The following is a 12,312-nucleotide window of genomic DNA, read 5'->3' as shown; positions in this document are numbered from 1 at the left end:
GGGCAGGGGCGCGGCCGGAAGGGGCGCGGTGACGGCGGCTCAGTGGTGCCGGCTGAAGTGGCCGTGCGGGCTGTCGGTCATCAGGCGATCGAACTCGCGGCCGCTCATGTGCACCAGGGTCCGGTGGTCGCCGGCCTCGAAGTAGATATCGGGCTGGTGGCGCAGCATGTCGTCGATGTAGACCTTCAGGCCGTAGGCCTGGCCCACCGGGGTGGTGGCGCCGGGGTCGCAGTCGGTGAAGGTCTCGGCGATCTGCGGCTCCGAGGCCAGCTCGACCCGCTCGTGGAAGAGCGCCGTGAGGCGGTCGAGATCGGCGTCGCAGGTGCTCGGCAGCACGGCCAGGCGGTAGCCGTCGTCGCCCTTCAGCATGACCGCCTTGGCCATCTGGTCGCCGGCGACGTGGGCGCGTTCGGCGATGCGGCTACTGCTCACTTCGCGGGGGTGGGGGACTTCCTCGAAATCGATGTCACAGGCGCGGAGATACTCTCGGATCGTCATGGGCATGCTCATGACACTTCCTCCTTCGGCCGCTCGGGCCGGGGTCGACAGTGGTGGCCTCCCTGTGGGTGGATGGTGCGTTCCATCCCTTCAGCATAGTCCGTTGTCGACACCGCCGCTTCGACCCGCGGGCCCGCTCAGGTCGCGGGGGTAAAGCGCGCCAGCCGCTCTTGGACGACGCCGTCGCGCTTTACCCCCAGCGGCAGCAGGGTGCCCGGTGCCTGGCGGCGCAGGATGGCGCTGAGGTCGGTGGGTTGCGCAACGGCGACCCCGGCGGCGGAGACGATCACGTCGCCCGCCGCGAGGCCCGCCTGCTCGGCCACGCTCGCCTCGCCGACGCTCACCACGCGCACGCCCTCCGGGTGGGGCTCGAGCAGCACGCCGAGGCGCAGCGGGGCGGCGGGCTGGAAGGCGGACTCGTCGCCCAGCACGTAGCGCGCGTCGGCGTGCTCCGTCGGCGTGGCGCAGTCGTCGCCCGGCGTCCAGGGCAGCAGGCTTCGGTGATCGGTGAGGCCCAGGTCGTCGAGCTGGGCGGGTACCCCATCGCCGCCGGCGAGGTGCCCCTGGCCCATCAAGCCCACCACCAGGGTGTCGGGACGCGAGGCCTTCGCCAGTGCGGCGGCCATGGCACGGTCCCAGACCAGCTGGGCGGCGATGAAGCGCTCGAGAGCGGCGGGATCGTCGTTGCGCTCGACGTGCTGCTCGAAGATCGCCGTGAGGCGCTCGCGATAGGCCGGCGCGGCCGGCGCCGGCGGGGTGATGCCGAAGCGCGCCTCCGCCGGCACGGCCTCCCAGCCCTCCGCGGCCAGGCGTCCGCGCAGGGCGGGGGCGACGTTGAGGGCCACCAGCGGGATCCGCTGCATCCGCGCGAAGTGCAGGATCGGCAGGTAGAGCAAGGGATCGAAGCCCCAGGCCTGCTGCCAGTCGCTCTCTGCGAGAAAGGCCGCCTCGTCGAGCTCGCCGGCGATCCAGGCGTCCAGCGCCGGCTGGGCCTCCCGGGGCAGCATCTCCAGGCCGATCACCATCGATGGGCGATGGGCATGCAGGGCGGCCAGGGTATGGAGCTGCCAGCGGTGGTGATCAAGCCGGTCATGCTGCTCGCCGAGCAGCAGCACCCGGCGCTCGGCGAGCTCGGGCATCAGCGCCGCGGTGGAGCGCCGCGCGCCGTCGTCGGTCACCCACTGGCCGGGCGCGGGGCATGCCTGGACGTCACGGGACGCCTCGGGTGGGGCGGCGAGGGCGGCGGCACAGGGCACGGCCAGGGCGACGGCGAGCCCGGCCGGCCGGACGAGGCGAGCGAGGCGGCGGTGGCGCAGGAGTCGGATTGGCGACATCGGGGGTCTCGGATTATCGTGGCGGATCACGCCCGGCAGCGCTGCGGGCTGGTCTCACCCTACCCCGTGGTCCGGTGGCGGGAAAGAGGACGAAAACCTATACGGTTGAGGCACGACCACCGGGAAAGGAGGCCTATGAAGACGCTGCTTGCCGGGCTCCTGGCGATGCTGTTGCTGGCCGTCTCCTGTCTGGGCCTGGCCCAGGAGGAGGCGGAGAATCCGCGCTGGCTCAGCATCGAGTCGCTGAATGCCGGCCTCGGGGAGCCGCCCGACGAGGTCGAACGCCGGACGCCGCGGGACGCGGTACGCAGCTTTCTGGAACTGACCCAGGAGGAGGACTATGCGGCCGCGGCCCACCTCCTCAACCTGCTCGATCTGCCCCCCGACGAGCAGGCCGAGCGTGGCGCCGTGCTGGCCAGGCAGCTCGCCGCCGTGCTGCAGCGGGGAGAGTGGATCAACGTCTCGAGTCTCTCCTCGCGCCAGGATGCCATGGTCGTGGACACCTCGGGGAAGAGCGCCCGCGCCGGTCAGCCGCGGCGCAACCTCGAGCTTGCCAGTCTCGAGCTCGATGGGCGGAGCTACGAGGTGCGGATCGCCCGCTATCGGGTGGGGGAGCAGGACCCCGTCTGGCTGATCGCCCCGGAGACGATCTCCGCGATTCCCCGGCTGTATGAGAAATATGGCCCCTCCTGGCTGGAGGATCACATCCCCGAGCGCCTCCAGGTATCGTTCGGCGCCCTGAAGCTCTGGGAGTGGTTCGCCATCCCGATCTTCCTATGCCTCATCGGCGCGGTGGGCGGGGTCACCCATGCCTTGATGGGGCTGCTAGCCAGCCGCCTGCCGGCGGGGCTTTCCAGCGTCTTCGCGCAGATGATCCGGCTGCCCATGGCCTTCATCAGCATGTCGCTGCTGGCGCAGTGGCTGCTGGACTATGTGGTGTCCTTCTCGGGGGCGGTCACCGCCGTCTTCCGGGGGCTGCTGGTCATCATCCTGGCCTGGGGCGTGGGCCTGATCGCGGTGCGGCTCGTGGATACCCTGCTGATCCGCATGACGCGTCGGCTGGTGGGCGAGATCGACGACTCCAAGAGCCGCGACGACCGGCAGCTGCTGACCACCCTCCATGCGCTGCGTCGCGCGGTGATCCTGACCACCGTGCTTGCCGTGGCGATCTACGTGATCGCCCAGGTCAGCCTGTTCGAGACCCTCGGCGTGACGCTGCTGGCCTCGGCCAGCGTGGTCACGGTGCTGGTGGGCATCGCCGGCCAAGCCGTGCTGGGCAACATCCTGGCCTCCTTCCAGCTCTCGCTGACCAAGCCGATTCGCATCGGCGACCTGCTGATCTTCGAGGAGCAGTGGTGTCATGTGGAGGGGATCTATTACACCTTCATCCGCCTGCGGACCTGGGACGAGCGGCGACTGGTCGTGCCGGTGAAGTACTTCGTCTCGCAGCCCTACCAGAACCTCTCCTCGAAGAACGCGAAGCTCTATCGCACCATCGCGCTGACCCTGCATCTCAGCGCCGACGTCGCGACCCTGCGCGAGAAGTTCAAGGAGTTCGCGATGGCCGAGGAGTCGGTCATCGACCACCATGCGCTGGCCTGCCACGTGACGGGCCAGCACGCGGCCACCCAGGAGGTCTCCTTCTACCTGATGGGCGCCGAGCCCATGGGCGCCTGGGCGGCCGAGGCGAAGGTGCGCGAGAAGCTGCTGGCCTTCATCCGCGACCATCACCCCGAGTGGTGGCCCCGGTCGGTGGTGGTGCTCAGCGACCACGACATCGCCCTGGGCGACACCCCGGCCAAGCGGCACCTCCGGCGGCCGGCCAGGGTGGAAGCCCTCGACCCGGGCAAGGCGAATGACGCCGATTCGTCGTCTCGATAGCTCGGCACATACAGAGGGAGGAATGCCATGACACCCTGCACGAGGCCCGCGGGCCTGCTCGTCGCCGGCCTGGTCGCCGTGCTGCTGGCCGGCTGCGGCAAGCAGGACAGCGTCGCCGAGGTGCCGCTGCCGGTGCTGGCGACCCGGCCCGCGGCCCACGACGACACCCGCGTGGCGACACAGGGCGTGGTGCGCCGCTTCGAGGACCCGCTGCACTACTGGATCGAGGACGAGGACCTGCACCGGGTCGAGATCTTCCCCCACGAGCGCATCGCCCCCTACCTCGGCGAGGCCGTGCGGGTGGAGGGACGCTTTCGCTTCTCGCGGGCGGAGGGGCGGCGCTTGACGCTGGAGCGTGTCGAGCGGCTCTCCGGGGAGTGATCGGCCGCTGGGCGCGCCGGCCCTTAAACGCCTGAGCTGCCGGGCGTCAGCCGCCGACGCCGTCCAGGCTGCCCTGAAGCGTGGCGATCAGCCGGCGGGCGCCGCCCCGGTCGCGATGCTCGCCGAGCCAGATGCCCTGCCAGGTGCCCAGCGCCAGGCTGCCCTCGCGCACGGCCACGGTCAGCTGGGTGCCGAACAGGCTGGCCGCCACGTGGGCGGGCATGTCGTCATCGCCCTCGAGGGTGTGACGGAAGTAGGGCAGGTCGCCGGGCACCAGGTCGCGCAGGAAGGCGTCCATGTCGTGGCGCACGTCCGGGTCGGCGCTCTCGTTGAGGGTCAGCGAGGCCGAGGTGTGCAAGAGCTGCAGGTGCAGGAGGCCTACCCGCACCTCGGCCAGCCGCGGCAGGCCGCTGACGATCTCCTCGGTGACCCGGTGAAAGCCCCGCGCCCGAGGCGACAGGGTGATCTCGCGCTGGTCCCACATGGTCTCGATGTCTCCCGTCTTGGTTCAGGCGCCCAGCATAGGGGAGACCCTGGCGACCTGCATCCCGGGCGCCCTCGGCCACGCTCGACCACCCCGCGCCTCGAGCAGGGTGTCGTCCGTTCAGGTGACGCGCCCCAGCTCCCTGGCCACGTCCGCCATGCTCTCGTAAGTGTGCTCGCCGAACGCCTCCAGCGTTCGCAGCTCCTCCTCGCTGGCCCGCCCGCGGGCGTGGGCCTTGAGCTCGTCGCGGCTGGCCGGGAACCGCAGGCCGGCAAAGAGGCTGGCGAAGCGGGCGGCCGAGGGGGCCTGCAGGGCACGCTCGCCGCCGGTCTTGCTGGGCTGGTCGTCGGGGAGCGTCTCATGGGAGCGCAGCTCGCCGAAGGCGCGCGCCACCTCGGCGGCATCGCGATACTTCCTGGCCGGTAGCCGCGCGACGATGCGGCGCACCTCGGGGTCTTCGTCGTCGATGGCCTCGCACAGCGCGTCGCGCCGCTGGGGAAAGGTCACCCCCTTGAGCGCCTTCTCGATATCCGCGGAAGACACCGCCTGGCGGGGATGGGAGGTCTGCCGGTGCTTTTCGTAGCGAGACCGCTGCTCGAATTCGTCACCGCAGATGTCACAAATGAAGCGTGCCATCAGTGCACCTCCCCGAAGGCCCGTTGGATGTCGGCCATCGTCTCGTATCGCTGGTCGGGCAGGGCGGTCAGCGCCTCGATGATCTCCTCGGCGGCCCCGTTGGCCTCGGCCTGCCGGACCAGCTCGGCCCGACGGCACGGCAGGTCGACGCCCTTGAGCGCATGGGCGATGCCGGAGGCCGAGGCCGTCTGGCGAGCCGCCCGGCCACCGCGCCGGCCGCCCTTGCTCGGGTCGCCTTCCGGCTCGCGAGCGTCGGGTCGCAGGGAGGGTTCCGTGAGCCGGCCGGCCTGCAGCGCCTCGGTGGGCCACTCCCGCCGCTTCAGTCCCAGGGTCTCGAACAGCGCCGCCTTGCCGGTGATCGAGACCGCTTCCTCGCTCAGGTCGTCGTGGGCGCCGATGAGCAGCAGCTGAGCATTGGTGTAGTCGAGCAGGCGGGCATCGTCGACGGCGATCCAGCGCTCGTCGGCGAACTTCTCGCGCAGCGTCTCGGGATAGTCCGGCCGGTCCTCGGGGAAGCCGGGGACTTCGAGGTCCGGGTTGCGCACCGAGATCACGTAGCTCGCCTCGGCCAGGATGCCGAGCTCCGCCTGCGCCCGGCCCGGCTGCGACGGGCTGTCCAGGCGATAGGCCAGGCGCGAGTCGCCGTCGTCGGCAACGATGGCATAGCGCCCCTCGCCGACGGGGATGGCCTCCCCCTGCTCGCGCTCGCCGCGGGTCTTCGTCTCGTACTCCAGCGGCGCCAGCGCCTCGCCGACAGCCTCGGGCGGGCCCGTCATGTCGACCATCGCCCACTTCCGCGCGGTAGACGCCTGCGTGCCCTCGAGGATCTCCGGCATGCGCTTCTTGCCCACCAGCAGCAGCCGAGCGCTCTCGGCAGCGTCCGGCACCAGGATCAGGTAAAAGCGCTGGACGTCATCGAGGCCCTGGACCCGATCGACATCGATCCGGGGCCGATAGAAGAAGTAGATATCGCCTTTCTCCACGTCGTCTGCCATCTGGCACCTCCTTCACCGCATCGGGCGTCGAGGGTGGCACCTGCCGCCTTCGCCTCGTGCGGTGCAAACCATGACGTTCATGGTTGAGGGTAGCCGCCCACAGGTGGGTCTTGCCTGCCCCTCGCGCTGGGCGAGGAGAGACGACCGTGTGTCCGCAGACGAAAAAGGCCCCGAGTCATCGTCGACTCGGGGCCTTGTCATCGCGACTCGCCCGGGGAGGGCGGCCGGCTCGGTCGCCGGGGGCGAGGTGGTGCCTCAGTGCTTGGCGGCGGACACCCTGGCGGTGCGCTCGGCCACCAGGCCCTGCTCGCGGGCCATGGCGTAGGCGGCCCGCGGGCCGGTCCACAGCGAGGGCAGCAGCACCAGCGAGACCGGGATCGCGGTGATCACGATGAACTGCTGCAGGGCGCTGATCTGGCCGGACCCCATGTAGAGCAGGATGCCCGCCATGATCGCCATGGCGATGCCCCAGAAGGCGCGCACCAGGCGGTTCGGGTCGTCATGGCCGGTGCAGACCACGGCGATGGCGTAGCTCATGGAGTCGCCGGTGGTGGCGACGAAGATGCTGGTCAGCACCAGGATCGCCATCGCCATCAGGCCGCCGCCGGGCAGCGCCTGGGCCACCGTCAGGGTCGCCACGTCGAACTGGAAGTTGTTGAGCGCCTCGGTGAGGTCGATCACGCCGGTCAGCTGGTAGTGGATGCCCGAGCCGCCGAGCAGGGTGAACCACATGGCGGTGGCGATCGGCGCCATCACGGCCACGGCCAGGATCATCTGGCGGATCGAGCGGCCCCGCGAGATGCGTGCCACGAAGATCGCCATCAGCGGCCCGTAGCCGATGAACCAGGCGAAGAAGAACACCGTCCACCACTGCATCCACCAGGCGGGCGCGGTCTCGGAGGTCATGGTCGCCATGGCGAAGAACGAGGTGAGGTACTCGCCGAAGCCCTGGGTGAAGGCGTTGGTCAGGAACAGCGTCGGACCGAAGACGAAGATCACCGCGGCGATGGCCAGCGCCAGGAAGACGTTGAAGCGGCTGAGGATCTGGATGCCCTTGTGGATGCCGGTCATCGCCGAGGTGACGTAGACCACGGCCAGGGCGAGGAGGATCATCAGCTGGGTGCCGAAGCCTTCGGAGGCGCCGAACAGCTCATGCAGGCCGAAGCTCACCTGGGTGGCCAGGAAGCCGATGGGGCCCACGGTGCCTGCGACCACGGCGATCACGCAGCAGGCGTCGACCACGCTGCCGAACCAGCCCTTCATGATCCGCTCGCCGAGCACCGGGGAGAGCAGGGTGCGCGGCTGCAGCGGCTGGCCCTTGACGTAGTGGGCGTGGGCCAGGACGACGGCGGTGAGGGTGCCGAGCACGGCCCAGGCCAGGAATCCCCAGTGCATGAACGACTGGGCGAGGGCGCCGGCGATCGCTTCCGGGGTGCCGGCCTCTGTGTCGAAGGCGGGCGGGGTGACCACGAAGTGGTAGATCGGCTCACCCGCGGCGAAGAAGACGCCGCCGCCGGCCAGCAGGGTGCACATGATCATCGACAGCCACTTGAAGGTGCTGATCTGTGGCGAGTCGAGGTTGCCCACCCGGGCCTGGCCGGCGGGGGAGATGGCCACGCCGATGCCGACCAGGAAGGTCAACAGCAGCAGCAGCTGGAAATAGGTGCCCATCGTGGCGGCCGTCCAGGCAAAACCGCTGGCGATGCCGTCGGCCACGCCCTGGATGTCGTACAGCGAGAGGCCGACGAAGGCGATGATGAAGCCGATGGTCAGCAACAGCACGAGAGGATCGCCGAGCCGCGACATGAGTCCCGTCCGAGCCGTAGCGGCGGTTTGATCATTCTGGGGCATGGGGGAGATGCTCTAGTTTGGAAGGATTTTCGGCGTTTCCAAGACGCAACGCCGACTAGAGCGCCGGTATCCTACCACAGACCCACCTGCGGGCTAAAGGATGGCCTCGGGATGCCCGGCACCGCTCGTGGGATGGGAGGGGCCTCGCGGCGATCCGCCCCGCTCTCGACTAGAATCTGAGCGTCGGCGGCAGGTCCGCCACGAGACCAACAACCGAGAGCCGCGTCATGATCCGATGGATGGCGATGCTGGTGCTCGCGGCGGCGCCTGTGCAGGCCAGCGAGACAGGGCCTTCGTACGCCTGCGAGCGAGTCGCGGCGGGCAGCATCGAGGCGCTGATCTGCCAGGACCCGGCGCTGTCGAGGCTGGATCGACGGCTGGCCGACGCCCATGCGGCTGCCCGTCGTGTGGCGGCGAACGAGCACCCGCCGCGGCTGGTCGCCGAGCAGCGCGGCTGGCTGAAGGGGCGCGACGAGTGCTGGAAGCGTGTCGATCGACGAGCGTGCGTTCACGAGGCCTACGTGCGCCGCATCGCGGCGCTTCAGGCCCACTATCGCCTGGTGGCCTCGCTTGGGCCGGTGGCCTATCACTGCGACGGCAACCCCGCCAACGAGGTCGTCGTCACCTTCTTCGAGACCGAACCGTCGACCCTGATCGCCGAACGCGGGGACAGCGTCTCGCTGATGTATCGCCTATCGGAGGGCGACTACCGCGGGCGCAACGAGGCGTTCGAGACAGCGCCGTGGGGCGCTCGGATCATCTGGGGCCATGAGGCGCCAGCGATGAGGTGTCGGGAGGCCGCGATTACGCCTGTCGGCACATCCGGGAATGGAGCCGCGGCGCCGTGAGCCTGCTCGCCCACCTGCCCAATGGCCTGCTGGTCGTGGTGATCGTGCTGGTCGCCAGCGCCCTGGCCCTGGTGCCGTATCTCCTGGCGCGCCGGGTGATGCTGGCCCGCGCCGATCAGCACTCCAAGGACCTGGCCGGCTCCGTGCTGTTTCGCATCGGCGCCCTGCATAGCCTCATCCTGGCGCTGATCTTTGCCCAGGAGCTGCTCAACTTCAGTGAGGCGCGCCACGCGATGACTCGCGAGGCCACCCTGGTGGGCGACATCTACTACGATCTCGAGCGCTACGATGGAGAGGCCACCGCGTCGATCCGGGCCCATCTCGTCGGCTACACGGGCATCGTGCTGGAGCGCGAGTGGCAAGGCCTGGCCCGGGAGGGACGGCTAGACGAAGAGGCCTGGGCCGAGTGGGGCCACGTCTACGAGGCCATCCTCGACCTGGTGCCGGAGAGCCTGCGTCAGGAGGCCCTGCGCGACATCATGGTGGCGCAGGCGCGGGAGCTGTCGGAGCTGCGCATCAACCGCGAGACCGCGGCCCTGATCGGCACCAACGAGCTCTTCTTCTTCGCGGCGATCACCGGCATCGTGGTGATGTCGATCGGCTACTTCCCCTTCCCGCCGACCCCGGTGAACCTGACCCTGCTGCTGCTGTTCGGCGTCTACACGGGGCTGGTGCTCTACTTCATCGTTGCCTTCTCCAACCCCTTCAGCGCGCCGGGCTTCGTCGAGCCGCTGCGCTTCGAGCGGCTCCTTGAGGCGATGCGCGGCGCCGGCTGATCGGGGCGCCAGCGGCATGAGGCCCGAACCGGATCACCGGCTCGGGCCTCGTTCATGATGCCGGGCTTGGCTCGACAGCAGGTTAGTAGGCGCCTTCGCTGTAGGTCAGCTCGTAGCTGTGGCTGTAGATCTCGAGGATGTTCCCGAACGGGTCCTCCATGTAGATCATGCGGTAGGGTTTCTCGCCGGGGTAGTAGTAGCGCGGCTTCGCCATGCGCTTCTTGCCGCCCGCGGCGACGATGCGTTTGGCCAGCCCCTCGACGTCGGGGTCCTGCACGCAGAAATGGAAGACGCCGGTCTTCCAGTACTCGAAGTTGTTCTCCGGGTCTTCGGCGTTCTTGAACTCGAACAGCTCGACGCCGATCCGGTCGCCGGTCGAGAGGTGCGCGATGCGAAAGCGGTCCCAGCCGCTGCCGAACACGTCGGTGCACATCTCGCCGATGGCGCTGTCATCCTCGACGACCTCGGACGGCGCCATGATCAGGTACCAGCCCATCACCTCGGTGTAGAAGGCCACGGCCCGGTCCAGGTCCGGCACCGAGATGCCGATGTGGGAGAAGTTTCTCGGGTAGGCGTTGCTCATGATGTCCGCTCCGTTCATGTGGTGGATGGCGGCAGTGTACGAAGTCTGGGTGATCACTTAAAATTATCATTCATCATCTTTATGAGTCCGGTGTGTAATGATCAACCTGAACTGGCTGCAGACCTTCTGCACCCTGGTGGAGGTGGGGCACTTCACCCGCAGCGCCGAGCGGCTGCACATGACCCAGTCCGGGGTCAGCCAGCAGGTGCGCAAGCTCGAGGAGCAGCTGGGCTGCGCGCTGCTGGTGCGCCAGGGCAAGCGGTTCACGCTCACCGACGCCGGGGAGCGCCTCTATCGGGAGGGGCGCCAGCTCGTGCTGGCGCTCGGCAACCTCGAGCAGCGGGTGGCGGCGGATCCCGCCTGGGAGGGGCTCGTGCGGGTGATGTCCCCCGGCAGTGTAGGCCTCAAGCTCTATCGCCGCCTGCTGGCCCTGCAGCGCCGTCACCCCGCCCTGGTGATCGACTACCGCTTCGCCCCCAATGGCGATGTGGAGCGCGCCATGGCCGCCGGCGACGTCGATGTCGGCCTCATGACGGCGCGCTCGACCCTCGACGACGTCAGCGTCCGGCCGGTGGCCGAGGAGCCCCTGCGGCTGGTCACGCCCGCCGCGGTGACCGAGCCCGACTGGGCGACGCTGTGCGAGCTGGGCTTCATCGACCATCCCGATGGCGCCCACCACGCCGGCCTGCTGCTGGGCGCCAACTATCCCGAGTTCGAGCACGTCCAGCAGCTCGCCAAGGCGGGGTTCTCCAATCAGATCGGCCTGATTCTCGAGCCGGTGAGCCTCGGCCTCGGCTTCACCGTGCTGCCGGCCCACGCGGTCGAGGCCTTCGATCGGCCCGCCCGGGTCAGGGTCCATCCGCTGGCGCACCCGGTCAGCGAGACCCTCTATCTGGCCGCGCATCGTCGCAAGGCGATGCCGAATCGCGTGGCGACGGTGGTGGACGAGGCCCTGCAGCATCTCTAGCACGGGGGCTCGCGCGCTTGTCACCCGCGTGCGGGCATGCCAGTCTTCGCGGCGACACGATCGGGCTCGCGGGAGAGCCCTCACAGGAGAACGGTGTGAAAAGGCCAGGGAAACCGGTGGATGACGAGATGCGCCTCGAGGCGCTTCGCTCTCTCGACATTCTTGATACGCCGGCCGAGGAGCGGTTCGACCGTCTGACCCGCCTGGCCAGGCGGCTGTTCGACGTGCCGATCGCCCTGGTCAGCCTGGTCGACCAGGATCGCCAGTGGTTCAAGTCCGCGGCGGGGCTCGACGTCAGGGAGACCGATCGCGATCTCGCCTTCTGCGCCCATGCGATCCACGGCGACGACGTCTTCATCGTCTCCGACGCGCGCCATGACGAGCGCTTCGCGGACAACCCGCTGGTCGTGGGCCCGCCCCATATCGGCTTCTACGCCGGCTGTCCCATCACCGACATGGAACAGCGGAAGATGGGGACCTTCTGCATCATCGACCGCCGGCCCCGCGAGTTCTCGAAAGGCGATATCGAGGCCCTCAAGGACCTGGCGGCCATCGCCGAGCGCGAGCTCGCCATGGTCAAGCTGGCCACCCTGGACGAGCTGACCAACCTGGCCAACCGCCGCGGCTTCATGACGCTGGCCCAGAACAGCCTCGACCTCTGCAGCCGCCACGACATGCCGGCCGCGCTGGTCTTCATCGATCTCTACCGCTTCAAGGAGATCAACGACTCGCATGGGCACATGGAGGGCGATCGCGCCCTGGTCGCCTTCGCGGACACCCTGATCGACACCTGTCGCAGCGCCGACATCGTCGCCCGACTGGGCGGCGACGAGTTCGTCGCCTTCCTGCCCAACGCCAACCAGCGCGCGGCCGAGGGCTACATCGCCCGGCTCGACGAGGCGCTGGCGGAGCACAATCGCGCCGCCGATCGAGGCTACGAGATCCAGTTCTCGTCGGGCATCGTGGAGTTCCACCCCGAGCGCCACCGCGGCATCGAGGACCTGCTGCAGGCGGGCGACGCGCTGATGTACGAGAGCAAGGAGCAGGAAGAGGCCAGCCGGGCGTAGGGCCTGCTCGG

At 69.2% G+C, this 12,312-nt stretch carries 13 protein-coding genes; 6 read left to right on the top strand and 7 right to left on the bottom strand.

The features are described from left to right. Nucleotides 1–39: 39 nt before the first annotated feature. Both C9F13_RS13105 and C9F13_RS13100 read right to left on the bottom strand, forming a co-directional pair. A complete protein-coding gene (locus C9F13_RS13105) occupies nucleotides 40–510 on the bottom strand; it encodes an aminoacyl-tRNA deacylase (RefSeq protein WP_108446705.1) in 471 nt (156 codons plus the stop codon). Nucleotides 511–635: 125 nt separating this feature from the next. After that, nucleotides 636–1,832 carry a ChaN family lipoprotein gene (locus C9F13_RS13100; protein WP_108446704.1) on the bottom strand — a complete coding sequence of 399 codons (1,197 nt, stop codon included), beginning with the start codon at nucleotides 1,830–1,832 and terminating at the stop codon, nucleotides 636–638. Between the two features lie 135 nt (nucleotides 1,833–1,967). On the opposite strand from C9F13_RS13100, the gene C9F13_RS13095 reads away from it, so the two are divergent. Both C9F13_RS13095 and C9F13_RS13090 read left to right on the top strand, forming a co-directional pair. Next, complete coding sequence (locus C9F13_RS13095) at nucleotides 1,968–3,713, top strand: mechanosensitive ion channel family protein (RefSeq protein WP_108446703.1); 1,746 nt, start codon at nucleotides 1,968–1,970, stop codon at nucleotides 3,711–3,713. A 27-nt stretch (nucleotides 3,714–3,740) separates the two neighbouring features. Beyond that, entirely contained in the window at nucleotides 3,741–4,094 is a 354-nt protein-coding gene (locus tag C9F13_RS13090) for a hypothetical protein (RefSeq protein ID WP_108446702.1), read from the top strand. A 46-nt stretch (nucleotides 4,095–4,140) separates the two neighbouring features. Here C9F13_RS13090 and C9F13_RS13085 read toward each other — a convergent pair whose 3' ends face one another. The 4 genes from C9F13_RS13085 to C9F13_RS13070 form a co-directional block, all read right to left on the bottom strand. Further along, nucleotides 4,141–4,578 (bottom strand): secondary thiamine-phosphate synthase enzyme YjbQ, encoded by a 438-nt coding sequence (locus C9F13_RS13085; protein WP_108446701.1) that lies wholly within the window; start codon nucleotides 4,576–4,578, stop codon nucleotides 4,141–4,143. Between the two features lie 120 nt (nucleotides 4,579–4,698). After that, nucleotides 4,699–5,214 carry a DUF2795 domain-containing protein gene (locus C9F13_RS13080; RefSeq protein ID WP_108446700.1) on the bottom strand — a complete coding sequence of 172 codons (516 nt, stop codon included), beginning with the start codon at nucleotides 5,212–5,214 and terminating at the stop codon, nucleotides 4,699–4,701. Further along, nucleotides 5,214–6,209, bottom strand: coding sequence for a DUF2795 domain-containing protein (locus C9F13_RS13075; RefSeq protein WP_211310969.1), 996 nt, complete (start codon nucleotides 6,207–6,209; stop codon nucleotides 5,214–5,216). The genes C9F13_RS13080 and C9F13_RS13075 overlap by 1 nt, the downstream gene beginning before the upstream one ends. A 255-nt stretch (nucleotides 6,210–6,464) precedes the next feature. Then, on the bottom strand, nucleotides 6,465–8,015 hold the full coding sequence (locus C9F13_RS13070) for a BCCT family transporter (RefSeq protein ID WP_108446699.1): 1,551 nt from the start codon (nucleotides 8,013–8,015) through the stop codon (nucleotides 6,465–6,467). Between the two features lie 284 nt (nucleotides 8,016–8,299). Between C9F13_RS13070 and C9F13_RS13065 the strand changes: the two genes are divergently transcribed. Beyond that, complete coding sequence (locus C9F13_RS13065; RefSeq protein ID WP_211310967.1) at nucleotides 8,300–8,908, top strand: lysozyme inhibitor LprI family protein; 609 nt, start codon at nucleotides 8,300–8,302, stop codon at nucleotides 8,906–8,908. Further along, entirely contained in the window at nucleotides 8,905–9,684 is a 780-nt protein-coding gene (locus C9F13_RS13060; protein WP_108446697.1) for a bestrophin-like domain, read from the top strand. Before C9F13_RS13065 ends, C9F13_RS13060 begins: the two co-directional genes overlap by 4 nt. Nucleotides 9,685–9,766: 82 nt before the next feature. Here the strand turns inward: C9F13_RS13060 and C9F13_RS13055 are convergent, their stop codons facing one another. Continuing rightward, nucleotides 9,767–10,267: a lactoylglutathione lyase family protein gene (locus C9F13_RS13055; RefSeq protein WP_108446765.1), complete on the bottom strand. Its 501-nt coding sequence runs from the start codon at nucleotides 10,265–10,267 to the stop codon at nucleotides 9,767–9,769. Between the two features lie 97 nt (nucleotides 10,268–10,364). Here C9F13_RS13055 and C9F13_RS13050 point away from each other — a divergent pair, with 97 nt between their 5' ends. Beyond that, a complete protein-coding gene (locus C9F13_RS13050) occupies nucleotides 10,365–11,234 on the top strand; it encodes a LysR family transcriptional regulator (protein ID WP_108446696.1) in 870 nt (289 codons plus the stop codon). Between the two features lie 116 nt (nucleotides 11,235–11,350). After that, nucleotides 11,351–12,301, top strand: a complete 951-nt coding sequence (locus C9F13_RS13045) for a GGDEF domain-containing protein (RefSeq protein WP_245888781.1) — start codon at nucleotides 11,351–11,353, stop codon at nucleotides 12,299–12,301. Nucleotides 12,302–12,312 lie beyond the last annotated feature (11 nt).

Source organism: Halomonas denitrificans (genome assembly GCF_003056305.1).
Taxonomy (GTDB): Bacteria; Pseudomonadota; Gammaproteobacteria; order Pseudomonadales; family Halomonadaceae; genus Halomonas; species Halomonas denitrificans.
Note: the sequence above shows the minus strand (reverse complement) of the source record. Positions and strands in the feature narration are given on the sequence as shown.